14 protein-coding genes are annotated in these 25,115 nt (G+C 57.3%); 3 read left to right on the forward strand and 11 right to left on the reverse strand.

Annotated elements, in window-relative coordinates; translation table 11 throughout:
- Positions 1-67: 67 nt before the first annotated feature.
- The 7 genes from HDF12_RS22800 to HDF12_RS05420 all read right to left on the reverse strand — a co-directional run bounded on the left by HDF12_RS22800 (position 68) and on the right by HDF12_RS05420 (position 11,004).
- Positions 68-379 carry a c-type cytochrome gene (locus HDF12_RS22800; RefSeq protein WP_179581563.1) on the reverse strand — a complete coding sequence of 104 codons (312 nt, stop codon included), beginning with the start codon at positions 377-379 and terminating at the stop codon, positions 68-70.
- Positions 376-2,589 (reverse strand): tetratricopeptide repeat protein, encoded by a 2,214-nt coding sequence (locus HDF12_RS05395; RefSeq protein WP_179581564.1) that lies wholly within the window; start codon positions 2,587-2,589, stop codon positions 376-378. Before HDF12_RS05395 ends, HDF12_RS22800 begins: the two co-directional genes overlap by 4 nt.
- Positions 2,590-2,697: 108 nt before the next feature.
- Entirely contained in the window at positions 2,698-4,416 is a 1,719-nt protein-coding gene (locus HDF12_RS05400) for a CRTAC1 family protein (protein WP_257025566.1), read from the reverse strand.
- 309 nt (positions 4,417-4,725) lie between these two features.
- Positions 4,726-6,465 (reverse strand): CRTAC1 family protein, encoded by a 1,740-nt coding sequence (locus HDF12_RS05405; RefSeq protein WP_179581565.1) that lies wholly within the window; start codon positions 6,463-6,465, stop codon positions 4,726-4,728.
- The gene (locus tag HDF12_RS05410; protein WP_373563908.1) at positions 6,462-8,237 is read right to left on the reverse strand and encodes a CRTAC1 family protein; all 1,776 of its coding nucleotides are present in this window, start codon (positions 8,235-8,237) and stop codon (positions 6,462-6,464) included. Before HDF12_RS05410 ends, HDF12_RS05405 begins: the two co-directional genes overlap by 4 nt.
- A gap of 282 nt (positions 8,238-8,519) precedes the next feature.
- Positions 8,520-10,349 (reverse strand): tetratricopeptide repeat protein, encoded by a 1,830-nt coding sequence (locus HDF12_RS05415; protein ID WP_179581567.1) that lies wholly within the window; start codon positions 10,347-10,349, stop codon positions 8,520-8,522.
- 16 nt (positions 10,350-10,365) lie between these two features.
- Positions 10,366-11,004, reverse strand: a complete 639-nt coding sequence (locus tag HDF12_RS05420) for a hypothetical protein (protein ID WP_179581568.1) — start codon at positions 11,002-11,004, stop codon at positions 10,366-10,368.
- A 33-nt stretch (positions 11,005-11,037) separates the two neighbouring features.
- Here HDF12_RS05420 and HDF12_RS05425 point away from each other — a divergent pair, with 33 nt between their 5' ends.
- Positions 11,038-13,554 carry an MGH1-like glycoside hydrolase domain-containing protein gene (locus tag HDF12_RS05425; RefSeq protein ID WP_179581569.1) on the forward strand — a complete coding sequence of 839 codons (2,517 nt, stop codon included), beginning with the start codon at positions 11,038-11,040 and terminating at the stop codon, positions 13,552-13,554.
- A gap of 351 nt (positions 13,555-13,905) precedes the next feature.
- Here the strand turns inward: HDF12_RS05425 and HDF12_RS05430 are convergent, their stop codons facing one another.
- A complete protein-coding gene (locus tag HDF12_RS05430) occupies positions 13,906-14,778 on the reverse strand; it encodes a GNAT family N-acetyltransferase (protein WP_179581570.1) in 873 nt (290 codons plus the stop codon).
- Between the two features lie 191 nt (positions 14,779-14,969).
- Here HDF12_RS05430 and HDF12_RS05435 point away from each other — a divergent pair, with 191 nt between their 5' ends.
- Entirely contained in the window at positions 14,970-15,776 is an 807-nt protein-coding gene (locus tag HDF12_RS05435) for a class I SAM-dependent methyltransferase (protein ID WP_179581571.1), read from the forward strand.
- 20 nt (positions 15,777-15,796) lie between these two features.
- On the opposite strand, the gene HDF12_RS05440 is transcribed toward HDF12_RS05435, so the two are convergent.
- The 3 genes from HDF12_RS05440 to HDF12_RS05450 all read right to left on the reverse strand — a co-directional run bounded on the left by HDF12_RS05440 (position 15,797) and on the right by HDF12_RS05450 (position 20,816).
- A complete protein-coding gene (locus HDF12_RS05440; protein ID WP_373563847.1) occupies positions 15,797-17,596 on the reverse strand; it encodes an alpha-glucosidase in 1,800 nt (599 codons plus the stop codon).
- A gap of 26 nt (positions 17,597-17,622) precedes the next feature.
- Complete coding sequence (locus tag HDF12_RS05445; RefSeq protein WP_257025365.1) at positions 17,623-19,473, reverse strand: glycoside hydrolase family 13 protein; 1,851 nt, start codon at positions 19,471-19,473, stop codon at positions 17,623-17,625.
- A 140-nt stretch (positions 19,474-19,613) separates the two neighbouring features.
- The gene (locus HDF12_RS05450; protein ID WP_179581574.1) at positions 19,614-20,816 is read right to left on the reverse strand and encodes a GntR family transcriptional regulator; all 1,203 of its coding nucleotides are present in this window, start codon (positions 20,814-20,816) and stop codon (positions 19,614-19,616) included.
- Between the two features lie 521 nt (positions 20,817-21,337).
- Here HDF12_RS05450 and HDF12_RS05455 point away from each other — a divergent pair.
- A complete protein-coding gene (locus HDF12_RS05455) occupies positions 21,338-24,982 on the forward strand; it encodes a carboxypeptidase-like regulatory domain-containing protein (protein WP_179581575.1) in 3,645 nt (1,214 codons plus the stop codon).
- Positions 24,983-25,115 lie beyond the last annotated feature (133 nt).

Genomic DNA, 25,115 nt, shown 5'->3' on the forward strand with positions numbered 1-25,115 from the left:
ATGATGGCCGGAGTCGCTTCACTTCGGATGATACGTCTTCCTGATCCTTAGCTTATGGTTCTTTGGGCTATTTGTCGCGACAAGAGTGCAGGTAGGCAACGAGATCGTTCACCTCGGTCTCCTTTAGAATGTCAGCGAAGGATGGCATCTCACGTCCACCCTTGAGAATTTGTGTTCGGATCTGGGTTTTATTAAGTGTGTGTCCTACTCCGGAAAGATCAGGCCCCTTGTTTCCGCCTACCTTGCGTATTGTGTGGCAGTGTTGGCAGCCATTATCCACGAAGATTGCTGATCCGCGCTGCTTCGCGGACTCGGCGGACGCTGGCCGATAGTACGAAGCTGCGAGAGCAAGGATAAACGCTGACCGCAGCAAAGTCATTGAGCAGGTGTTCCGTTGTGCGCGGGCCCGGGGGCGAGGTCGGTGTGGGTGTGCCAGGGGACGGTCTCCGATGCGACTTCGTTGTGTTTACGCAGGAACTCGAGCGCGTAGGTGCTAGCGGTGGGATCATCCTTCTGATCGGCGAACATCGCGGCTTCGTGTGAAGCTTTTTCTTTCATCCCGAGACGGCGATAGACGATGGAGAGAATGTAGTGGGCGGCGAGATCATCGGGGTCGATGGATTGGAGAGTCTCGTATTCAGCGCGGGCCTCGTCATATTTTCGCTGTTGATAGAGAGAGAAGCCTAGCTCTCTGTGAGCGTCGCGGGAGTTTGGAAATTTCGTGATGACCTCGCGAAGATCAGCGATGGCTTCGTCGACCTGGCCCTGGTTCCGTTCGACTAATGCGAGGTAATACAGCGCGCGCGAGTTGTGAGGGCTGAGTACAAGTGCTTTGTCGAGGCTGGCGCGGGAGGCTTCGTAGCGCTCCCACTGGAAGTTGGCGATGGCGATGTTGGTGAAGGCGTCGGCGTAGTCGGGGCGGAGCGTGGCGACCTGCTCGAACGCGCGGACACTCTCCGCATATTGTTGGGCGTCCAGCATGGCAATGCCGTAGTTGTTCCATCGCATCCAGAGTTTGTTGTCCTGAGGGTCGACCGCGGGGGGATTCTCGCCGAGGGTGAAGGTGCGTGTGCGCTCGGACATAGCAACGACCGGCATCTCGTAGTGCTTGCCCATTCCGAAGTCCATGAAGTGCTGATCGAATCGGCGATAGTTGACCCGTGCGGTGACGGTGAGGGGGCCGGTTGCGTCGGCGGGTACTTTGAATTGGTAGCGGACGAGCTGGGATCGGCCTGAAGCGATGGTGTTGTTGTAAGCCACAACGCGATTATCCCAGACCTGGTGGAGATCGTTGATGGTTCCTTTGGTGTTTACGAGGCGATTGGTGAAGCTGTGTGCGCGGGGGTCGAGGTCGCCATTGGGCTGGATCGCGCCGGAGTGCATCAGGGTGTGGCCGGAGGCGTCTTTGGCCTCGAATTCGACCCAGCTCTCATACATGTCGCGCTGCTCGGGTACGTGGCTGTGTGCGATGCCTTTGTTCTGAATGATGATAGCGGCGGTGAGGAGGTCCCCGGGCGAGACGGTGAAGTTGTCGCTGCCGAGAGGCGCGATGATCTTGCCACCGTTTTTCTCGAGGCCGAAGATGTCGATGTTGAAGACGCCGGCTTTGAGGAAGGCTACAGTCTTCTCCATCTGGGTGTCGTAGTTGTAAAACTTGGGAAGGACGGTGTTAGCACCGAGCCATCGGTGAGAGGCCAGCTTGCCCGCTTTCGCGCCGGAGTCGGAGGTGGTGAGATCTTCGCGGGTCATGTGGCAGGTCTGGCAGGTGGAGACCTGATCCTTTACGTAGAAGGGAAGCGGCGACTGTTTTGCGAAGGAGGAGAGCTGCCACTCGTCGGAGAGGAAGATTGCGCGCTGCCATTTGTAGTCGTTCAGTTGTTTTGGAAGAGCGGCCTTGTGACACGCCGCGCAAAAGTTGCTGGTGCGATAGAAGTCCTTCATGACGGCTTTTGAGTGGCGGTCGAGATTTGTGAGAATCTCTTTGTCGGAGACCTCGCCGTAGATGGGTTGATTGTTCTCGTCGACCAGAACGGCGGGCTGTGCCAGAACGTAGCTGCCTGTGCCGCGAGCGTCGACTTTTTGGATGGAGTGGCAGACGGAGCAGGTGATTCCGTCTTCGTCGAACTTGCGATTTACTGGTGAGCCTTTGGTTAGCGCGCCCGAGACGAGGGCGATTGGGTTGTGGCAGCCTTCGCAGTGGCGGGTGTATTCAATGCCCTTTTCCGCGGTGAGCAGGTTTGTGTTTCTGATGTACCAGGGGGCGCGAAAGGAGTTGGCGTGAGCGGACTGACGCCATTCGGCGTGCGCCTCCTGATGGCAGTGACTGCAGTATTTGGCTGTGGGGAAGGCTTTGGGGTTGATGAACTGGCCGGTGTCGGTGGTTGCATTCGACGGGAGGAAGGGCTGATCGGCGCCGAATCTGAAGTTGTAATGTTGTTTGACTGATTCGGTGTAAACCTCACGTTGCGTGGGGGTAGTGACGGCATCAGATGCGTGAGCGCCATCACTTTTCAAGGCCAGGAAAAAGGAGGCGATTGTGCCGCACAGCACGGTACAGAAGAAGATGCGACCGACCCGGCTGTAAGGCATTTTCATAGCAATCGTAAATTCTATTGAAGCGATAAGACTGTTAGCCATCGTCCTACGGGTCGGTAGAGATCTCAATCGAAAGGTTGAGTGGCGGGGAGATGGAAGCCGTTAGAATCTACTTCCTTTACCTTCTGTCAGGGTGACGATCTGGTCAACCTTGGTGACTGAGAACTTTTCTTTGGTTCCACTTGGCCAGTGAACTTCAACGGAGTCGATGGTTGCGATGTCGCCGAGGCCGAAGTGGACACGGGGGTCGTGGGTGGAGGCGAAGCTCCCTCCGGAGGTTACGTCTCCGCGTTGTTTCTGGCTTCCCGCGGTGAGATAGACCGTGGAGCCGATGGCGTCTCGAGGGCTCTTTGGACCGCCTATCAGTTTCAGTTCGATCCAATGATGATTGTCTCGCGAGACATTGCGGAGCAGTGCGGGGTGACTGTCCAAGGCGTTGATGACAACATCTAGTTTGCCGTCGTTGAAGAGGTCTCCGACGGCCATGCCACGGCCGACGTACAGACTTGTGAGTGCTGTGCCTTCGACGGCGGGTTCGAGGTCGAATTTTTTGCCGTCGATGTTACGGAAGAGGAGCGGGCGTTGCGCCCAGCTGGTTCCCCAGGTTGTGTGGTCGACCTGCGGGTAGACGTGGCCGTTCGCGATGATGAGATCCTTCCATCCATCATTGTCGAAGTCAAAGAACGCTGTGCCCCATCCCAGGAATGGAATTGTAGGTTCGGCAACTCCCATCTGGTAGCTGATGTCGGTGAAGTTGGCGTCGCCATCGTTGCGGTAGAGCGGGTTGTAGTCATCCGAAAATGTTGTGTTGTAGATATCGAGCAGGCCGTTGTTTCGATAGTCTCCAATTGCGATACCCATCGAGGCTGTTTCGCGGCCATTCTCGTTGAGCGCGTATCCGGAGGCGTAGCTTGCGTCTTCGAAGGTGCCGTCGCCTTTGTTGATGTAAAGATAATTTGGAGTCGAATCGTTTGCGACAAGAAGGTCCGGCTTGCCGTCGTTGTTGATATCGACGAAGACGGAGGAGAAACCGTAGTAGCCGTTCTTGTCGGAGACTCCGGCCTTTTCGCTCACGTCCGTGAAGGTGCCGTCGTCGTTGTTATGGAAGAGATGGTCTGGTTCTCCCTTGAGGCCTCGCGGGCCGCACATGACTTTTTCACCTCGAAACTGGCAGAAGCTATAGGAGACCTCTTTGCCGCCAGATCCGGGCTGATTCGCGAGGTCGTAGTGAACGTAGCCAGGAACGAAGAGATCCAGCCGGCCGTCGCCATCGTAGTCGCCCCAGGTGGCGCCAGTGGACCAGTTGCCAAGAGTGACTCCCGCTTTCTCGGCGACGTCAGTGAAGGTTCCGTCGTGATTGTTGTGATAGAGGCGGTTCTTGCCGAAGTTGGTGACGTAGATGTCGGGCCAGCCGTCGTTGTCGTAGTCGGCTATGGCGACGCCGATTCCCCAGCGGTCATTGGTGACGTGTGCCTTCGCGGCGACGTCGGTGAAAGTTCCGTCGTGGTTGTTGTGGAAGAGAGCAGCGTGGGGCGGCGTCGCTTTGCCACTCATTGCGTCGTAGGTTGAACCGTTGACGAGATAGATGTCGAGCCAGCCGTCGTTGTCGTAGTCGATAAGTCCGACGCCAGATCCGTTGGTTTCGATGATGAATTTTTTTTCGGGAGTTCCCATGGTGTGGGTCCATGAGGTTAGTCCGGCTTTTCCGGCGATGTCCTGAAAGATGATCGGACCGCTCTTTACAAACCCCCCGGCCGTGATGGGTCTCTTCTCTTCGTCGAGGACTGCGGGGTGGGCTCCACCGGTGTTGGCTCCCCCCATTGCTGACGCCTGGCCGCCCTCTTGAGGCTTATCAGATTGTGTGTCGGTCGAGTGGGAGTTTGGAGTCGTAGATTGCGCGAACGATGCCGCAGCATTGCAGATGAGCGTTGAGGAGAGAGCAGCGGCGGCAAACAGGGAACCGAAACGAGTTCGATGAGGAAGGGTCACTGGTGTGTCCTTGTAGTTCGAATTACGAGTTCGCAGGAGGGAGGTGCAGGTATTCATCGATTTGCCGGAAGGTTGCAGCCTCATGTTTACCATACGATCCCGTAGACGTGATTGAGAGTGTTGTTCGCACTGACGCTATTGTTAATTTGCTGATGACGAGGATCGGCCCTTTCCTTCGGTGAGGTCGAGGATGCGATCGACTGAAGTGGGAGGGTCGAAGAGTTCCATCTGACCGTTGGGCCAGCGAATTTGAATGCTCGTGAGGTGCGTTTCCTGGCCGAGACCGAAGTGGAGGCGGAGATCGCTTGAGGAGTTATAGCTGGAACCGTCGCGAACCTCGTCGACCCAGATGCGTTTTGCAGATTTCATGGTGACGCGAGCGCCAATGGCATCGCGGTTGGAGGATGTCCCGATGAGATGAAGGCCGAGCCAGTGATTCTGATTTTTCGCGAGGTTGACCAGAAGCATTGGTCGATCGCTGAGGTTGTTGATCACAGCTTCGAGACGCCCGTCGTTGAAGAGATCCGCGATTGCAAGTCCGCGGCTGGAGCGTGGATCGACGAGTCCGGGGCCGGAGGTCTTGCTGACGTCGCGGAACTTTCCGTTGCCTAGATTGTTATAGAGGAAGCGGGGTTCGCGGTAGGAGGAGCCCAGTTTGGCGGAGTCCACCTCAGGATAGACATGGCCGTTCGCAATAAGAAGGTCTGGCCATCCGTCGTTGTCGACGTCGGCGAACATAGCTCCCCAGCCTAGAGCCTCGGTGTTGATGCCGAGTCCAGCGGCGAAGGTCATGTCGGTATAAGTGCCGTCGCCATTGTTGCGATAGAGGGTGGAGGTGTCGTCGGAGAAGTTGGTTTTGAAGAGGTCGAGTCTGCCGTCGCCGTCATAGTCGGCTGCCGTGGATCCCATGCCGGCCTGTTCGCGACCGTCTTCGTTGAAGGCTACACCGGCGTCGGCGGCAGTGTCCTTGAAGGTTCCGTCGTGGTTGTTTCGATAGAGGATGGCAGGAGTGGAGTCGCAGGCGACGTAGAGGTCGGGCCAGCCGTCGTCGTCGTAGTCGAGCGTGGTGATGGAGAAGCAGTAGTGGCCTTGTGTGCGCTCGAACCCACTGGGCTTGCTGACGTCTTCAAACTTTCCTCCGCCGAGGTTGTGGTAGAGGATGTTCGGTGCGCTCTCGAGACCGCGCGGGCCGCACATGACGGGCACTCCCTTCCAGATGCATCCTGAGGTTTGGCCGGGTGTTGGGGTGCGAGCGAGGTCGAAGTGCACGTAGTTGGCGACGGCCAGGTCCAGCTTGCCGTCGCGATCGTAGTCGATGAAGGCACAGCCGGTGCCCCACTCCTTGCCTGTACCGGCGACGCCTGCCTGCTCCGCTACCTCCTTGAATGTTCCATTGCCCTGGTTGTGGAAGAGGCGGTTTTTGCCGTAGCCGGTGACGTAGATGTCGTCGAATCCATCGTTGTCGTAGTCTCCAACGCATGCTCCCTGCCCCCATCCAGTGGAGACGAGGCCTGCCTTTACGGTGACGTCGGTGAAGGTTCCGTCGTGATTGTTGTGGAAGAGGTGGTTGGTGGGTTTTGCTTGTCCGGCTGCGGTGGTTGTGCCAGGTAAGTTGGTGCCGTTGACAAGGAAGATGTCCGGCCATCCGTCACGGTCGTAGTCGAGGATGGCAACTCCTGAGCCTGTGGCTTCGATGATGTAGCGTTTAGATTCGACGCTCCCGTTCACGTCGCGAACGGTGATACCGGCCTTGAGTGCGACATCTACAAACCAGGCTGGCGGCGGATGATCGGGTGTTGGAAGGTAGGGCTGCTGCTCTCCGAAGGCCGTCGTCACCAGGAGCAGGACGACGGCGGTTCGAAGAAGGAATCGAATCTTCATGGCTTTGGGGTCGTAGCTGGATTGATCAATGCTTTGGACTGCGGTGAGGTGCCCATGGCAATCGTCTTCAGAATCTTTCCACCTTCCTGAATGACGTAAAGATGGTTTGCTGCGAGGTCGATAAGTTTGTCTGTCGTGCCGGATGGCCACTTGATTTCGACTGAATCTGCTTTGACAGAGTGGTCGAGGCCGAAGTGGATGCGTAGATCGTTCTGCGAGTAGTAGCTGCCGCCGCTTCGAACTTCGTCGATCTGAATAAAGGGTTTGGCGTTGTCTGGTGTTGGAGTTGTGACGCTGATCTTCGCGCCGATGCCAGAGCGATTCGACTTGGTGCCGACGGTGCGGATCTTGATCCAGTTGCGGCCCGTCGTCGATTCGCAGCGGAGCAGCTGGGGGAGGCTGTTGATGCAGTTGACGACGACGTCCACTACGCCGTCGTTGTCGTAGTCGCCGAACGCGCAACCTCTGCCGGGGGCGGGTGTTGTGATGCCGGGTCCTCCTTGCGCGGTCACCTCTTCGAACTGTCCGTTGCGCAGATTGCGGTAGAGGTACTTGTGTTCGGCGTAAGGCGCGTCGATGGCGGTTCCGTCGACCTCAGGATAGACGTGTCCGTTACAGATGAAGATGTCAGGCCAGCCGTCGTTGTCCATGTCGAAGAAGCCGACGCCCCAACCGAGGTAGCGGGTGTTGACGCCTAGTCCAGACATGTAGGTATGGTCGTCGAAGTTCCCGTCGCCGAGATTGACGTACAGCGAATCGGTGTCGCCGGCGAAGTTTGTTTTGACAATGTCGAAGCGGCCGTCGCGATTGAAATCGCCAATAGATACGCCCATACCGGCCTGCGGCTTGCCGTCAGGAGAGTATGCGATGCCTGCCTCGATGGCTACATCTTTGAAGGTGCCGTCTTTTTGGTTTTGGTAGAAGGTGGCGGCGGTGGAGTCGTTGGCGACGTAGATGTCGGGCCAGCCGTCGCCGTCGATGTCGGAGACAGCTACGGAGAGTCCGTAGGTGCCGATGGTGTCCCACATGCCGGCTTTTTGTGAGACGTCGGTGAAGGTGCCGTCGCCGTTGTTGCGATAGAGAATGTTCTTGCCGCCCTGGAGACCGGGTGGGCCACAGGCTACTTGAATTCCCTTGTAGGCGCAGCCGGCGGCTTCGGGGAGGGGTGCTGTCTTGATGTCGAAGTCGATGTAGTTCGCGACAAAGAGGTCGAGATGGCCGTCGCGATCGTAATCGATAAAGGCACAGCCGGAGTTCCAGCGCGTCTTAGATTGGAGGAGGCCAGCCTTCTCTGTAACGTCGGTGAAGGTGCCGTTGCCATTGTTGCGATAGAGAACATTCTGCCCGTAGTAGCTGACGAAGAGGTCGTTCCATCCGTCGTTGTTGTAGTCACCGACACAACAGCCCTGTCCCCATCCGGCGCGACCGACCCCGGCTTTGAGGGTGACGTCAGTGAAGGTGCCGTCACGATTGTTCTTGAAGAGACGGGAGATGGGTTCCTGACCTTTGGGGAAGCCTTCCAGTCGAGTGCCGTTGACAAGGAAGATATCGATCCAGTCATCGTGATCGTAGTCGTAGAAGGCTACGCCGCAGCCGGTGGTTTCAAGCAGATATCGATTTTTGTGTTCGCCGCCGTATATCGTTTTTGCGTTGAGTCCGGACTGACGTGCGACGTCGATGAAGCTGATGCCGAGAGGAGTGCCTGCGACGGGGGAGGGGAGTCCTTTAGGGGCGGCACGGGGTACGGCGTCGTAAGTGGGGCGCGATCCCATCTGTTGGGAGGGCTGAGAGGTCTGAGGCGCGGCCAGAGCCAGAACGTCGTCAAGCGAAAGAACCAGAGCAGTGGTGGAAAGCGATGTAAGAAAGTTACGGCGAGACCAATTCAAATGGACGCTCCTAAGGCAATGGCCAGGCACTGGCGTTCGACGCTCTCTTCGCCGTGGTAATTGTAATCACAAAATTGGAACGGGTTGAAAGAGTCTTGAAATCGGTACACGGTGCAGCGAAGCCTAGCCTCCAGAGAAAAAGGCTCAGTTGCATCTGTGGTACCGGCTCTATGGATGAGCGGAAGGAACCTCACCAGCGGAGGAAGTATTCGCGAGAAGCTTCTTGGCTTTCTGCCGCTCAAGCGCAGCATCGGCGCTTCGTCCCTGTCTGTCGAGAGCGTCGGCCAACGCGGAGTGTGCCTCGCTGTAGTTTGGGTCTGCTTCGACTGCGGTTTGCAATTGAAATATCGCATCCGCGGTCTTGCCTTGCTTGAGGAGTGCTCTGCCGCTATCTAGGGCAAAGTTGGCACGTTGTCGACTGACAGCGATACGGCTGAGGGCTGCGGCTTTCTTGCGTTCTGCGGCAGCGCCTTCAGAGTCTCCCTGCTGGCTGAGGATGGCGGCGAGGCTGATGTGTGGACTAGGCTGGTTGGGTAGAAGATCGATGGCGCGTCGCAAGGCTGATGCGGCCTTTTCGTGATCGTTATTGTTTTTGTAGACATTGCCAAGGAGCGCCCATGCCTCACCGTTGTTGGGGCGTAGCGCGGTGGCCTTCTCGAGTTCGGCCTGAGATTCTGCGAAACGTCCGAGCTGCATGTAGAGTACGCCGAGCGTGTAGGGCGGATCAGGCAACGTGGGATCGAGTTGCTCCGCGCGAAGGAACTCCGCGACCGCTGCGGTTGGATCGTCTTTCAACTTCAGGGCCAGTCCAAGATCGTAGTGGAGATGTGAGTTGTCAGGTTCGATCAGGAGACCTGCACGAAACTGCTCGATGGCGTGGTTGAGATCGCTCTGTTGAAGATACGCAACGCCGAGGTCTTGGCGCAGGGTCGGATTTTTCTCATCCAGTGCAAGGGCTCGCAGGTAGAAGATGATGGCTCCCTTTGCGTCGCCTGTCTGTACGAGAGCGAGTCCGAGGTTCGTGAGTACGGCAGAGTCCTGGGGTCGTGCGGCGGCGACCTGTTGAAAGAGAGGTATAGCTTCACGAGGATTGTCATTCGCTTGCAGGGTGAGGGCGAGTTCGTATTTGATATCCGTCGACGCAGGATCAACGGCCATCGCATGTCGCAGTACCGTGATGGCCGCGTCTTCCTGATCGCTTGCAAGTAAGGCACGACCAAGTTGCAGTGCGTACTCGACATTTTCTTTGGACAGGTTATTCGCTTTGGTAAGCTCGCTGACCGCGTTTGCGAGGTCCCCTTGATTTAGAAAGACGGAGCCAAGGTGATAGTGCGCGGCTGCGAGTGATGGCTCTAGTGAGATAGCACGTTGAAACTGGACCGTGGCGTCACTATAGGTCTGTTGTTGTGCGAGGATCGTGCCTAGACTATCGTGCAGAGCCGCGTTGTCAGGCGAATTGTAGAGAGCCGACTCCAGCTGCTTTTGCGCGGTGGCTGGCTCTCCCGTTGCCGCGAGGGCGGCGGCGTAGGCGATGGAGGCTTGGGGCGTCAGCGCCTGTGACGCATCGCTCTTTGCTCCGTCGAGGAGTTGAAACATCTGCATTGATTTCTGATATTCGCGAAGCTGAGAGTAGGTGATCGCCAAGTTGAGTGAGGCATCAGAGTTCTGCGGATCGAGTTTGTGGGCCAGTTCGAGTTGGTCCACCGCGTATGCGAGATTTCCCTCAGCAAGTAGTACAGTTCCGAAGGCACTGTGGCCGGCGGCAACCTCGGGTGCAAGTTTTACGACTTTCGCAAATTGGATGTGTGCTGAAAGTAGGTCGTTCTGACGATATGCTGCGGAGCCGGCACGAAACGCTTCTTCGGCTTCCTTTACTCTGTCGGGTGGGGCGGTCTGTGAAGAAGCTGCCGGCGTGGTGGCGGTTTGTGCCCGCGCTAGCGGAATGATCGTTGCGAGGACGCTGCACAGCAGAAGCGAAGGTGTCTGGAGGAGTTGCATCTCAGCCCGATTGTAATCATGGATGGAGGGGAGTGGGGTTGCTGGTCTGAGCTGGGGCCTGCGCAAAGACGGCATAGTCGCGGCCGATGTAGAGTCGGTATCCGGTGCTGTCGGGCCCTGGCAAGATTTGCAGAGGAGTTGGACGGCGGAGGGTGGCGTCTTTGGCGGAGGGGACGGAGAAGAGATCGTGGCCTCCGATGTCCATGACGACGAAGGTACTGCCAGCCACGAAGCCGCAGCCATATGCTCCTGGCTGGAGCTGATGACCTTGGATGTCGATGGATGCCTCAGTGATTAGATAGGCCTGATATTTCTCCTGGACCGAACTTGAGTAGCCTGCCGTATCCACCAAGGCGACTAGGAGAAGCGCGTCCTTCGTGAATTGCACTCCCCCAGAGTTTCTGGCTTGAATGGGCGCGCTCTGACCTCGAAAAAAGACCGTGGCAGGCAGGAACTGCGCTGCTTCTGTGGCGGTCAGAACTCTCGTTCCGATCACAGGGGTCGAATCGTTCTGATATGGGCCAAGGGCTGGAGGCGCTGCGTGTAAAGAAGGAGCTGCGATGCTAAACAGCAGGATGGAGCGCAACGATTTACGGAGCATGAGCGGCATCTTATCAGTCGCGTCGGACTTCGTCGTGAGAGAGCGTGCCAGCATGTAGACTGGTGATCTTTTGGAGAGGGAGACACCATGCGGGCTGCTTTTTCTTTGGTCGCAATGCTTGGCGGGATCGCGGCCGCCCAGACTGGGGCTTTGCGGCCGGTCGATGCTTTTCCGGTGAACGAAGACGGGCTAGCGATTCAACGTCATGTTGAAGCAGGAAAGCCATTTACTGTGGCGGGATCGCGCGGCGTCATGCCTGGACAGCAGGAGGGGACGTTTGAGGCTTGGATACTGCCAGTGAAGTTGCTGAGCCACTTCGCGATTCGAGCTGATGTGGAGGGCTATTCGGTACCGATCGACCTGAATGCAGACGCTGCTGAGATCGGGGTGTTCCCCGATCACACGGTGATTACGTATTCGCATATAGCCTTCACGGTAAAGCAGATTATGTTTGCGCAGGACGATGCAGAGGATGGTACAGGTGCGGTTGTGATGTTTCAGATCGATTCGACGCGGCCGATGGATCTGACCTTCAGCTTTACGCCGGAGATGCGGCCTATGTGGCCACAGCGTAGCCAGGGGGTTCCATCTGCGGAGTGGGTGAGACGACAGGATGGCGGGTTTTATGTGCTTCATACGGACTTTCCTGACCTGGCGGGGGCTGTGGCGATGCCGAACACGCAGCCGGGGATTCTCGCTCCGTATCAGGAGAAGCCCAAGTTCTATCCGCTGGAGCTGAAGCTTCATTACGACCCCAAGCGAGATACGAATCACTACTTTCCGCTATTGATGGCGATGGGAAATACCGTCGAGACGGCTACCAACGGCATGCTGCAAGGGAAGCTGGAGCGATTGAATGCGGAGTTGCCGCAGATCTATGCGAAGCACGCGGAGCGATACCGGCAGATGGGAGACAGGCTGACGGCGATTCGCACTCCGGATGCCGGGTTGAACGATGACTTCGGTTGGGCTGAGATGTCGATTGAGCAGTTGAGGGCGAAGGCGCAGCCTGGCGGCGAGATCGGGTTGGTCGCGGGATATTACTCGTCCGGAGACTCGGCGAGGCCCGGCTTTGGCTGGTACTTTGGGCGTGACAGCTTGTATACGCTTTATGCGGTGAATGGCTTTGGCGACTTTGGGTTGAGTCGCGATGAGCTTGAGTTCCTGATGAAGCGGCAGCGTGATGATGGGAAGATCATGCACGAGTATCCGCAGACCGCGGCTTACTTTGACTGGAAGGATTTCTCTTACGCTTATGCTGCGGCTGATTCGACGCCGCTGTTTCTGACGGCGATGCTGGACTATGTGCAGAGCAGCGGAGATGTCAGTTTTCTCCGTGAACATCGGGAGGTTGTTGAAAAAGCGTGGCGTTTTGAGACGACGCATGACTCCGATGGTGATGGCATCTATGACAACTCGCAGGGTACCGGGTGGGTGGAGAGCTGGCCGGGTGGGATGCCGCATCAGGAGGTTTACCTCGCGCTGCTGGATCAGCAGGCTTCGGTTGCGATGTCGAAGCTGGCTCGTTTGCTGGGGGATCAGGCGACGGCTGACTCCGCCGCAGCGCGGGGTGTTGAGTTGGCGAAGAAGATTGAGGCGGAGTATTACGATTCGGCGCGGCAGGCTTATGCCTTCAGCCGGAACGCTGATGGGACTCTTGATCGTACAGCTACGGTTTATCCGGCGATTGCGTGGTGGAATGGTGGTGAAGGGCTGGCTCATCCAGGGGCGAGCTTTCGACGGTGGGCTTCGCATGATTTTTCTACCGACTGGGGTCTGAGGGATGTGGCGGAGAGCGATCCTTTCTACGATCCGATCAGCTATCACCAGGGATCGGTCTGGCCTTTGTTTACCGGGTGGGCGTCGGTGGCGGAGTATCGTGCGGGACATCCGCTGGCCGGGTATGCGCACCTGATGCAGAATGCCGATCTGACTACGGCGCAGGACCTAGGCGCGGTGACGGAGTTGCTGTCGGGTGCGTTCTTTCAACCTTTCGGGAGGAGTACGAGTCATCAACTCTGGTCTTCGGCGATGGTGATTACTCCGGCGTTGCGTGGTTTGTTTGGTATTGAGGTGGATGGGCTCTCGAGTTCGCTTCATCTTGATCCGCATCTGCCTGCGGATTGGGATCATGCTGCGGTGGATCGGCTTCATGTTGGTGGATCTGTTTGCTCGCTGGAGTACCAGCGTGAGGCGCGCGGCCTGGTGGTGAAGGTGAGTACGCTCTCTGGTCCTGCGGTTCGGCTGGCCAGCGCGGTGAAGGGTTCGCGGGTTTCGGCTGATGGTTCGTCTGTGGTCTTTGCGTTGCCGGCGATTGAGGTTGCCGTGCCGCATGGGTTGCCACTGCCGGGAGCGCGGACGTCGCAGATGAAGGTGCTGAGTGAGGTCTCCGAGGCGCACTCGTTGAAGCTGGAGCTGGAGGCTGATGCGGGGACGGTTGTCGAGCTGACGGTGCGGCGTAATGAGGCCAAGCTGGGGCTCCATGTTGAGGGTGGGACGATCGTGGATGCTGCCGCAGGTAGGGGTGCCGGGTTGGAGAAGCTGATTGTGAAGTTTCCCCAGGGTACTGGCTACCAGCAGAGTGCTGTGACCTTGAGCTGGTGAGGGGTACCCCCTGGGGGGTATCTCCGTGGAAGTCATTTATTCTGAGTCGGATATGAAATTTTGGATTTGCAAAATCGTCATACCAAAAGGGTTATCGGTAAATTCGTCTTTCTAAAGGGTTTTATGGGTTAATTTATGGGTTAAAACGAAAGAACCCGCTGTGGGAGCGGGATCTTTCGCTGTATCTATCTAAGTATAGCTTTTGGGGTGGAACTAATGCGCCACGCGTAAGTACTTGCGTTGGATGTAGTTGAGTGCTTCAGGGGCTTGACAAGTTTTTAGCCCGTCCCCACGGCGATTCTTTCAGTGCTGCCAGGGTTCTCGATGGGTCGCGCCGGTGCTGGGTGGAAGTTAGAACAGGATGGACGGCAACCACGCGCCGGCAGGATCGTTATACAGCCCAGTGCTCATTAGCGTCATGGGCTGAACAACGCGGAGACCATTCTGCAGGCACCACCGCAGCAACGCGCTGTTGCGAGAGGGGAGAAGGATTCCGGGGCCGGCGAAGGAATCCGCCGAAGCGAGTAGCGCCTGCATATCCAGATTTGTCTCCGACGTGGAGTGGCCAAAGAAGGCGAGATGGGTGGTGTATCCGGTAACGCGGCCTGCTCGTTCGACAACCAGCGCCGTGCCTCCTGAGATGGCCTGTTTCAGGTCGACAGCACGGTCGAAGCCATGAACGCGGCGAGAAAGCGAGTTGCAGGCATCTTCGTCCGCCGGGGTAGCGGGCCGCACCTGGCATCCGGGAACGCTGCGTTGGCGAGTCTGTCCCTGCATGCAGCAGAGCGGCTCGCGGACGTCGAAGCCGCAGGAGGTATAGAGGGAGAGGGAGCGATTGTGAAAGGCCGCCTGGACCAACCGTACTCCGGCGGCTCCGCGATCACGGGCGCGATCCATCACGGCCTGCATCAGCAGACGGCCGACACCCCTATTCTGTGCTCCAGGATGAATCGTGATGGGTCCGACGCCGCGGATGATGGAGCCCTCGTCAAGGACGTTGCTGCCGACGACCTGGCCGTTGATCTCTGCCACAACGCAATAACAATCAGGGTCTGAAAACATCGAGGAGATGGCACGTATCGCCATCTCAGGTGTTGGGAAGTCGGGTGGAAAACCGTGAGCAGAGCTGATGGCGGTGAAGGCGTCATAATCGATCTGCCCGCAGGTTGCGGCATCCTCGGCTGTGGCAGACCTGATAACGACAGACGTATCTTTCGATGGCATCGTGAAAACGCCCCCTGTTTGGTGCGAGAAGTCTACCAGCGCAGCATCCAGCGTACACGCAAGCAGGAGCAAGCTCAGCTGTACATAATCAGGCTCGTTGACTTCACGTGCTTTTGAAAATTCCAAAGTAGATTGCTAGTCTGTTAGCCAATTTATCCGCCAATAGAAAGAGGTTGAGGAGGATCTCTAACGTGTCACAGAAAGTGGATCTCTATGACAGTGCGTATGGAAATTATGTGTCGGATACGTACCGGCGGGTGCGCATCGAGACCTACGGCGAAGATTTTGGGCAAACAAGCTGGGTCACGACGGAGGAGTCCAACGAAATCCCCCAACTGCTGGACCTGAGATCCAATTCGTTCGTGCTGGAAGTGGGGTTCGGTTCGGGTGGCTATGCGTTGCACCTTGCGGAAAAGGTGGGCTGCCGCCTGGTTGGGTTAGATATTAATGCTCTTGGAGTTCGCAATGCGAACGAACTTGCGCTGGCAAGAGGCCTTGATTCACTAGCCCGTTTTGAGCAGTGTGACGCTTCCAAAGATCTGCCTTTTGACGACGATAGTTTTGACGCGGTGTTCTCGAATGACGTTTTGTGCCATCTTCCAAGACGTCCCGAGGTGCTGGGTGAGATGTTTCGCATACTGAAGCCCGGCGGACGGATGCTATTCAGTGACGCTCTGGTAGTGGGCGGATTGCTTTCCATCGAAGAGATCGCCACACGCAGCTCGATTGGCTTTTATGTGTACAGTCCGCCAGGAGAGAATGAACGACTTATCGAGCGAGCGGGGTTTCGCCGGATCCGCGTCACCGACACAACCGTAAGTGCTTCCCGGGTGGCGAAACAGTGGCATGATGCACGGGAGAAAAACAAAGAGAAGCTGGTCGCGGCGGAAGGCGATATCAACTTCGAGGGGCTGCAGCGGTTCCTGTCCTGCGTACATACCTTAACTGGCGAAAGGCGCCTACTGAGGTATTTGTACTTTGCGAAGAAGGACTCGTGAGATGAGATTTCGGCCAGTGTTTACTGAGCTTCTGCGATCCAGGTGGCGTAAGGGGCGAGGGTGATTGGCTTGGTCAGCGGTGCGTGGTTGAGAGAGGGGTCGTTGGTTTCGAGTGTGGCGGTTGCGCCTTTGGTTAGGCCGAGGGCGGCGTAGTCGTACTTGAGGGTTTGGGGTTTGTCGGAGAAGTTGAGGGCTACCACGACAGAGGGTTTGCCGGCGGGGCCCTTGCGCAGGTAGGAGACTACGTTTTCGTTTGGGTTGAGCATCTGCATGCTGCCTTCGTAGAGGGCAGCGTTGGTGCGGCGGAGTTCGATGAGGCGTTTGTACCAGCTGAGCATGGACTCGTGGTCGGGAGATTCGAGGGCGACGTTGATGGTTTTGTAGTCGGGAGCGACGGGAAGCCAGGTGGTGGCGGCGGTGCTGAAGCCTGCGTTCTGTGTGTCGTTCCACTGCATGGGGGTTCGTTCGCCGTCGCGGCCTTTCTGTTTTGGCCAGCCGGTGATGCCTTCGGGGTCTCTAACGTCTTCGATGCGAGTGGGAGTTGTGGTGACCATGCCGATCTCGTCGCCGTAGTACATCTGTGGCGTGGCGCGAGAGGTGAGGAGGAGGGCAGCCATCATGCGGGCGATGCGTGCCTTCATGGCGGGGTCGGTGACGCCTGGACTGTAGCGGTCCCAGATGCGGTCCTGGTCATGATTGCCGAAGAAGAAGTAGGGCTGGCCGTGAGCGGGATTGTTCTCGACCTCTTTGAGGAGTTCGCGGAACTTGGGTGCGGAGAGCTCGTTGACGTCGGCGACTTGAAAGTCCATGGGGAGCTGGACCTCATCGTTGTTGGCGCCGTACATCTTGGAGAGCTCGAGGATGTTGGGTTCGTCGGCTTCGCTGATGAGCACGGGATTGCCGGGGTACTCGTCGACGACTTTGCGCATCTCGCGGAGCATGTCGTGAACTTCGGGGAGATTGTCGGTGTACTTGTGGACGATGTTGGGATCGCCGAAGGCGTTGGTGCCAGGCAGGATGGGGTCGTCGTGGAGATCGGGATCTTCGAAGAGGCGTGAGACGGCGTCGATGCGGAAGCCGTTGACGCCCTTATTCATCCAGAAGCGGAGGACGTCCATCATGGCTTTGACGACTTCGGGGTTGCGCCAGTTGAGGTCGGGCTGCTGGACGTAGAAGTGATGGTAGTAGAACTGCTTCGTGGTGGCGTCGTACTCCCATGCGGAGTGGCCGAACCAGCTCTGCCAGTTGTTTGGGGGGATGGGTTTGCCGTCGGCGGTGAAGCCCTTGGGGTCGCGCCAGATGTACCAGTCGCGTTTGGGATTGGTGCGGGAGGAGCGCGACTCTTTGAACCAGGCACTCTGGTCGGAGGTGTGGTTGGGGACGTAGTCCATGATGACGCGGATGTTGCGGCGCTTGGCTTCGGCGGTCATGTGCTCGAAGTCGGCCATGGTGCCGTATTGGGGGTCGATGGCGACGTAGTCGGCGATGTCGTAGCCGAAGTCAATCTGGGGCGAGGGGTACATGGGCGTGATCCAGATGGCGTCGATGCCGAGTTGCTTGATGTAGTCGAGGCGAGAGGTGATGCCTTTGATGTCGCCGATGCCGTCGCCGTCGGTGTCCTGAAAGCTGCGGGGGTAGATCTCGTAGATGACGCCGTGCTTCCACCATGGGTCGGCTGCCGTGTTTTTTTGATCTGCTGCGGGGGGGGCGTGTTGAGCGGTGCTCTGCGCATGTGCGCTCGGTATGAGAGCACCGAGCGCAAGGGCTGCATAGAGGAGATAGTTCGTGATGCTTGAGGTGCGAAACCGCGGTTCGTTCACTAGCGACCCCTTTTGCCGTGCTGGTGTTATTTGTTGGAGCCGATCTGTCCAATCCATGAGGCATACGGCGGCAGTGTGATGTTTTGCAGGCTGGTGGTTTGTTTGAGACCGGGTGCATTGGTGAGGAGCGTGTTTACGGTATTGCCGGAGACCTTCGCTTTGCTGGGATCGAGTGAGATTGTCTGGGGTTGATCGGTGAAGTTGAGTGCCACGATGATTGCAGGATGGCCAGCGACACCTTCGCGAACGTAGGAGAGGACCGACGGGTTTGACTCATCGAGCATCACCTGTTTTCCATCGCGGAGTGTGGGGTTATCCCTGCGCATCGAAATTAACTGCTTGTGCCAGTTGAGGAGCGAGTCGGGTTCGAGCTCTTCCGCCTTCACGTTGATGGTTGAGTAGTTGGATGGGACGGGCAGCCATGTGGTGGATGATTCGCTGAATCCGGCGTTTTTTGAGTCGTCCCATTGCATGGGTGTGCGCTCTCCGTCGCGGCCCTTCTCTTTGGGCCAGCCGGTGACCCCGATGGGATCCTTTACGTCTTCTTTGCGCGTGGGCGTGGAGGTGACCATGCCTAGCTCTTCGCCGTAGTACATGAGAGCTGTGTCGCGTGAGGTGAGAAGCACGGCGGCGAGAAGCCTTGCGATGGCCTGATCGTGGGTGCCGTCGCTGTAGCGATTCCAGCTGCGGACGTTGTCGTGATTATCGAAGACGAAGAGCGGTTGAGAGCCATTGAGCTGGGTCTCGGCTTCGTTGATGAGTTTGCGAAAACGTGTGGCGTCGAGCTTGTCGTGGTCGCCGTGGAACCCGAGGAGCATATCCATGGGGAGTTGCAGCTCATCGTGCTTCGCACCGCCGTACCACTCATTGAGCGCGGCGGTGTCGGGGAGATAGGTCTCGCCGATGAGGACGCGGTTGCCGGGGTATTTTTCTACCATGGCGCGCATGCGACGGATGACACCGTGGACCTCGGAGAGATTGCTGGTGTAGATGTCTTTGAGGTTGGGATCACCCTGGGCATTTATGCCGCCGGCTTCGGGCTCGTTGCGGAGTTGGGGGTCTTCGAAGAGTGTGGGGATGGCGTCGAGGCGGAAGCCTGCCACGCCGCGGTCGAGCCAGAAGCGCATGGCGTCGAAGCAGGCTTTTTCGACGGCGGGGTTGCGCCAGTTGAGGTCGGGCTGCTGCTTGTAGAACTTGTGATAGTAGAACTGGTGAACTGCCGGGACCCACTCCCAAGCGGAGCCACCGAAGCCGGAGATCCAGTTATTGGGCGGTACGCGGCCTTCGTGTTCGAAGCGCTTTTGATAGGCGGTGACGTTGGGGCCGTTGGCGGGGACGCCGTCGTTCCAGACGTACCAGTCATGCTTGGGGTTGGTGCGGGAGCTGGCGGAGTCGATGAACCACTGGTGTTTGTCTGAGGTGTGGTTGAGGACCATGTCCAGGACGACGCGAATGTTGCGCTGTTTGCCCTCGGCGATGAGGTGGTCCATATCGGCCAGAGTGCCGTACTGTGGGTCTACGGCCTGGTAGTCGGAGATGTCATAGCCGAAGTCGACCTGGGGCGAGGGGTACATAGGCGCGATCCAGATGGCGTCGATGCCGAGGCTTTTGAGGTAGTCGAGCCGCTGGGTGATACCGTTGAGATCGCCGATGCCATCGCCGTTGGAGTCCTGAAAGCTGCGGGGATAGATCTCGTAGAGGACGGCATGCTTCCACCAGGGGCCGTCGTTGTGCGCGGCAGCGGTTGCGGTCGATGGCTGCGGTGTCTGACCTAGTGCGATGCTTCCGGAGGTCCAGAGCGCGCTGGTGGCAAGGATTGCGAGGAGAGGCAGCCAGCTTGAAGATGATGCGTTGCGATGGCGTAACTTGGTGGTCAAAACAGCCTCCGGGGAGTTCGCAACACTATAGCATTTGGGATGCGGGTCGCGACCGATCGACATGGCATTTTGGGTGTGGGCTGTGGAGCGGAAAATTTCGCGGCATGGGTTGAGCGCACCGGGTTTAATTGGCGGCAGATCTATGAAAGTTTGTGGTTGGGTGAGGGATGGGTTCCGCAAGAGCTGCGAAGAACGGTTTTCGTCTGCAAGAGGATGTCGCGTGTGGGGAGATCGGGTTTCTCCAGCCGCTGGAGCATTGTTGCAATGGCCATGGCGCCGATGTCGGCACAGTTCTGATGCTGTGTGGTGAGTGGCACGGGCAGGAGGCTCGCGTATTTTACGTCGTCGATTCCGACGATGCGGATCTCGTCCGGGACGCGTATTCCACGAGCGGCGAGGCCCTGCATGATGCGGGCCGCGGTGATGTCGTTGGCGCAGACGATTGCGTCGGGGTGGCAGTCTTTGAGCAGAGTCTGGAGGAATTGAGGATCTTCCGGATCGCCGAGGCGTACGAGGTCCTGTTGCGGGTGGATTCCGCGAGAGAGGAGAGCCTCTCGATAGCCGGCGATTCTTCCGTGAACGGTGGAGGCAGAGAGGCGCCTGGCGACAAAGACGATGCGTCTTGCTCCATGAAGGAGCAGATGCTGCGTGATGAGGAAGCCGGCACTGCGATTGTCGATGCCGACGAGGTCATATTTTGAACGCAAGGGATAGGGCGCGAAGCACCGGTCGAGCAACACGACGGGAATGCCTGCGCGATCGAACGCAGAGGCGATGCGTCGGTTGACGATGTCTTTTTCCGGAGTGAATTCGAGCGGCGCGAAGAAGACTCCGGAGACTTTTTGCGCGATGTACTTGTGGCAGAGCTGCTCGGCCTCTTTCTGCTGCTGGGCTAACTCGCCCATGGAGTGTCCCCACAAGAGAGAGTGGGGTTTGGAGAGAGGCGACCGCATCATGCCGTTGCAGATTGGCTCGAAGATCTCGGTTCTCCCGAGATCGGGAATCAGTAGACCGAATACATGATCGGTCGATGCGATGGGAGCGAGCACGTGGGTGCCTGAACCTGGTCGTCGCGATACGAGGCCCTGCAACTGGAGTTCATGGACGGCTTTGGCCACCGTGATACGTGAGGTGTTGTAGCGCTTTCCGAGTTCTGCTTCGCTTGGGAGGCGATCACCGCGACGAAGCGTCCCCGCTTTGATTGCGGAATGCAGATCTTCAAGGACCTGCCGGTACTTTGGCGTGACGGGGTGAGCAGACTCTTTCCTGCTGCCGAAGCTTACTTGTGAGTCGGCGACTGTCGGTGGTCTGGTCTCGATTCGGCGGCCCTGATCGTTCTTCATGTAATCCATTCCGAGAGGGTTCGGTCTGAGGATCTGTCGATAATGTATAGACAAATCGTTCATGAGACGAATGCGAGCTTGATTTGGTGATCGGGAGGTGGTCAACCTTTCGGTTGATATTTAGCTGCACCTCGAGGCCCATTTGATTTTCGCCGATGCGGGATAAGTTGTTATTTATCTGCTATTTGACAGTAGATTCCTCATGGCTGGGTGGGATGGATCTCGCTAATAGGTCTGACCACTTTACCCATTTTTGCCCCGTCCGTCCCTTGAGGGTTGCTTTGTCAACAACTTGCAAATATTTACCGATCAAACTCGTTGACATCTTCTAGAGCTGTCGGGTATTTTTCGTTGCGATTCAAAGGGCCAACTGTTTCGGATTTGTACGCAGGCGATGTTTACCTGGTGTCCGTTAAAGATTTATGCCGCTAGCGACTTTGAAGTGATGTTCGGCAGCAGTTAAAAGATGATTGATGATTGCCAACAGTAAGCAAACGTGAAGCACTTTTTGGAGGTTTGAGATGAGATTTGTGACGCGCGTAACAGTCGGGTTGCTCTTTGCCGTGTGTGCTCTGGCGTCTTCGCCGATTGCATATGGCCAAGCGGTTTATGGTTCGATCTTTGGATCGACCCTCGACACCACGGGTGCGGCCGTTCCAGGCGCGACGATAACCGTGATCGACGATGCGAAAGGAACGTCGGTCAACGTGCAGTCGAACGCGAGCGGCGAATTTACTGTTGAACATCTCATCCCAGACCTTTACGACGTGAAGGTGAGCGCGCCGGGTTTCAAGGGGTTTGAGCAGAAGGGCATTCGGGTCACTGCAGACACCTCTATCAAGGTGGAGGCGGCTCTGACGGTCGGAGGATCCGATCAAACCATTGAAGTGGACGCAGACGCGATTCCCCAGTTAAAGACGGACCGCGCGGACGTATCCACGACATTCGGGGCGAAGGAGATCACAGACCTTCCTATTCCGGACAGGAACTTTACGAATTTGCAGCTGCTGTTGCCAGGGGCACAACTGCTTGGGTGGAGCCATGCGGCGAGTGAAAATCCGCAGGGTTCGAAGCAGATCGAAGTGGATGGCCAGGCGTTTGCGGGAGTCGCGTTCCAGTTGGATGGAACCGACAATCAAGACCCGATCTTAGGAATTATTGTGGTCAACCCCAACTCCGACTCGCTGTCCGAGACGAAGATTACGACACAGAACTTCGACGCTGAGTTTGGCAAGGCAGTGTCTTCGGTAGTGACGGCGCAGACGAAGTCGGGGTCTAACAGCTGGCATGGATCGGCATTCGACTACCGCGAGAGTAACGCGAACCTTGCCCGCGAGCCGTTCTCACAAGGTCCATCCCAGCTTTCGGCGACGAACCCGTTCCCGCAGGGATTGAAGAATCAGTTTGGCGGATCGATTGGTGGAAAGATCATCAAGGATAAGTTGTTCTTCTTTGGAGACTACCAAGGAGTTAGGCAGAAGGTTGGTATAGCGAACGTGCAGACTGTTCCGACGGCGCACCTCGTCTCGACCTGCATTGGCTCGGCCACAACCGTAACTGGACAGCCCGGATGCGATTTCAGTGAATATACTCCGGCAGTCGGACAGCTCTACCACCAGGTAAACGGCCAGTCCGTTGCGTTCGCGAACAACGTTATCCCGGCATCGGACCTGTCGGTGCCGGCAGTGAACTTCTTCAAGCTTCTAGCGCCTTACGCTCCGAATACGGCCGGCTCTCCGGTAGGTGGAATCACTGGTATCAAGAACAACTATGCGGGTAGCGGGACCGGCGGCTTCAACAGCGATCAGTGGGATGTTCGAGGTGATTGGACGGCCAACGATCGGATACATGTCTTCGGACGCTTCAGCCGCTTCACGGATACACTTACCGGTAAGACGATCTTTGGCGCTGCTGGAGGATCGGGGTTTGGCCTGGGTGGTTATGGTGGCACCTCGCAGGGAGCAAACGACAGCGCAGCGGCGGGCGTAGATATTGCCGTCAATTCGAAGTTGGTTACCGACGTTCGCCTTGGCTACTTCCGGTACAACATTGGGACATCGAAGTATGACGCGGGTACAAATCTGGCTACGAACATTGGAGCGCCGGGTTTGAATCTGGGAGATCCCATCACGAGTGGTTCACCGTCGTTTCAGCTAACGGAAGTCGGCAGCTTTGGACCACCGAACAACAGCCAAACTCAGGGACCGCAATACGGTGCCGGGTTGAACGTGGACCGTTGCAACTGCCCGCTGATCGAGCGCGAGGACCAGTTCCAGCTTGCGAACAACTGGACCAAGACGATAGGCAACCACAGCGTGAAGTTCGGCATGGACCTGCGTTATGCACGCAACCTGAGAGTGCCAAGCGACAACGACCGCACGGGTCTTCTTTTCTTCGGTACTGGTCCATCGTCGAACGGGGGTAACGGATCGACCGGACTGGGGTTTGCATCGTTCGCACTCGGCAGCCCAACTGAGTTTGAGCGATATGTGAGTACAACGACAAATGCCAAGGAGTTTCAGAAGCGGGACTTCTTCTACGCCCAGGATACGTGGCGAGTTACTTCGAAGCTCACGGTCAACCTGGGCTTACGCTATGAGCTGTACTTCCCAGAGAGTGTGAACGCCAAGGGAAATGGAGCGCTTCTGAACCCCACCACCGGTTACCTCCAGGTGGCAGGTTATGGCAACATTGGCAGCAACATGAACTACAACCGCCCGGGTAACGCCTATAACCCACGCATCGGCGTTGCGTATCAGGCGACTCCTTTGACTGTAATCCGGGCAGGATACGGACGCAGCTTCGACATCGGTGTATTCGGTTCGATCTTCGGTCACGCGGCAACGCAGAACCTTCCAGTGCTGCAGAACCAGGCCATCACGGCCAGCGGTACGGCTTCTACGTTCGACCTAGCAGTGGGACCACCTTTGGCGACGCCGGTCGCAGTACCAGCGAGCGGTCTTCTGCCAAATCCGGGTTATCAGGTGACTTCGCGCGCGCGGCCAACGACCCTTCGCCTGCCAACTCTCGATGCCTGGAATTTGAGTGTGCAACAGTCGTTCTCACCCACATTGTCGATGACGGTCGCCTATGTCGGCAATAAAGGAACTCATACCTTCGGCGACATTTCGGGTAATACGACCAACCCGAACGAGGCCGCAATCGCTTTACCCTCAAATCAGAGCTTCAACGGTGAGGCACTGCACTGGGATCCGACGCTGCCCAATCTTCCGGGTGGTGTGAGTCAGTATGTCAATGGTGTTGGCCCGGGTGGCGCTGTCAACAACCAGAACCTGCTGCGGCGGTATTACGGCGGTAAGCTGGCGGCCTGCGCCGATCCGAACTATTCGCAACCGACCGGGCAAGGCCTCGCTCCGGGCGCTTGCGGATGGAGTAACGATGTAACGGATTTCTCGGACAATCTCGATACTCACTACAACGCGCTGCAGGTAACGGTGGCAAAGACTTATGCCCACGGTATTTCGCTCAATGCAAACTATGCCTGGCAGCAAGCACTTAGCGACTCGGTAAACTATTCGTCCTGGGACAAGCATATCGTTGCGGGCCGCGACGGCGCGCTGCGTCAGCAGCAGATTATCGTTTACGGGTTGTTCGAGTTACCGTTTGGCAGGAACAAGCTGTTGCTCTCGAACGCGAACCGAGTGGTCAATCAGATCGTGAGCGGGATCCAGATCAGTCCGGTGATCAACTACTCCAGCGGCTTGCCGTTCACCTTGACATATTCGACCTGCAGCCAGCAGGTTCCGTCAGATGCGCCCTGTCGAGTGAACGGCGATACTCGCCGTTTCCACTCCCAGGAGACGGGAATCCCGGGTAATAACCTGTTGTTTTACCAGACTTATAATATCGATAGTGGCAACGGGCCTTTCTCGCGACCGGGTCTCGACCAGATCGGCAATGTGGGACGGAACACGGTCTTCGGGCCGCATTTCTTCAACGCTGATCTGTCGATTCAGAAGAACTTCCTTATTCGTGAGAAGCTAACCTTTCAGCTGCGAGCGGATGGCTTCAACGCCTTCAACCATATCAACTGGGGCACACCTGGCGGCAATGTGGACCAGGGAGGCTCGATTACGAACGGACCCTTCCCGAACAACTCGGCCAATCCGAGGCAGTTGCAGTTCTCTGGGCGTTTCCAGTTCTAGACCTAGCAGGGATTTAAAAAAGGGGGAGCTACGGCTCTCCCTTTTGTTTCGGTTACACTCGGTCCAGATCTTCTATGCGTCACGTGCTTAAAGTAGTGCTATCGGGCTGCCTGTCTTTCTTTGCGGCACAATC

The organism is Tunturiibacter gelidiferens (assembly GCF_013410115.1).
In the GTDB taxonomy this organism is placed as follows: domain Bacteria; phylum Acidobacteriota; class Terriglobia; order Terriglobales; family Acidobacteriaceae; genus Edaphobacter; species Edaphobacter gelidiferens.

Excerpts from the sequence above, each read along its gene's own strand:
- HDF12_RS22800 (WP_179581563.1), bottom strand. The coding sequence starts at position 379 with ATGACTTTGCTGCGGTCAGCGTTTATCCTTGCTCTCGCAGCTTCGTAC.
- HDF12_RS05395 (WP_179581564.1), bottom strand. The coding sequence starts at position 2,589 with ATGCCTTACAGCCGGGTCGGTCGCATCTTCTTCTGTACCGTGCTGTGC.
- HDF12_RS05400 (WP_257025566.1), bottom strand. The coding sequence starts at position 4,416 with ATGGGGGGAGCCAACACCGGTGGAGCCCACCCCGCAGTCCTCGACGAA.
- HDF12_RS05405 (WP_179581565.1), bottom strand. The coding sequence starts at position 6,465 with ATGAAGATTCGATTCCTTCTTCGAACCGCCGTCGTCCTGCTCCTGGTG.
- HDF12_RS05410 (WP_373563908.1), bottom strand. The coding sequence starts at position 8,237 with ATGGGATCGCGCCCCACTTACGACGCCGTACCCCGTGCCGCCCCTAAA.
- HDF12_RS05415 (WP_179581567.1), bottom strand. The coding sequence starts at position 10,349 with ATGCAACTCCTCCAGACACCTTCGCTTCTGCTGTGCAGCGTCCTCGCA.
- HDF12_RS05420 (WP_179581568.1), bottom strand. The coding sequence starts at position 11,004 with ATGCTGGCACGCTCTCTCACGACGAAGTCCGACGCGACTGATAAGATG.
- HDF12_RS05425 (WP_179581569.1), top strand. The coding sequence starts at position 11,038 with ATGCGGGCTGCTTTTTCTTTGGTCGCAATGCTTGGCGGGATCGCGGCC.
- HDF12_RS05430 (WP_179581570.1), bottom strand. The coding sequence starts at position 14,778 with ATGCCATCGAAAGATACGTCTGTCGTTATCAGGTCTGCCACAGCCGAG.
- HDF12_RS05450 (WP_179581574.1), bottom strand. The coding sequence starts at position 20,816 with ATGAAGAACGATCAGGGCCGCCGAATCGAGACCAGACCACCGACAGTC.
- HDF12_RS05455 (WP_179581575.1), top strand. The coding sequence starts at position 21,338 with ATGAGATTTGTGACGCGCGTAACAGTCGGGTTGCTCTTTGCCGTGTGT.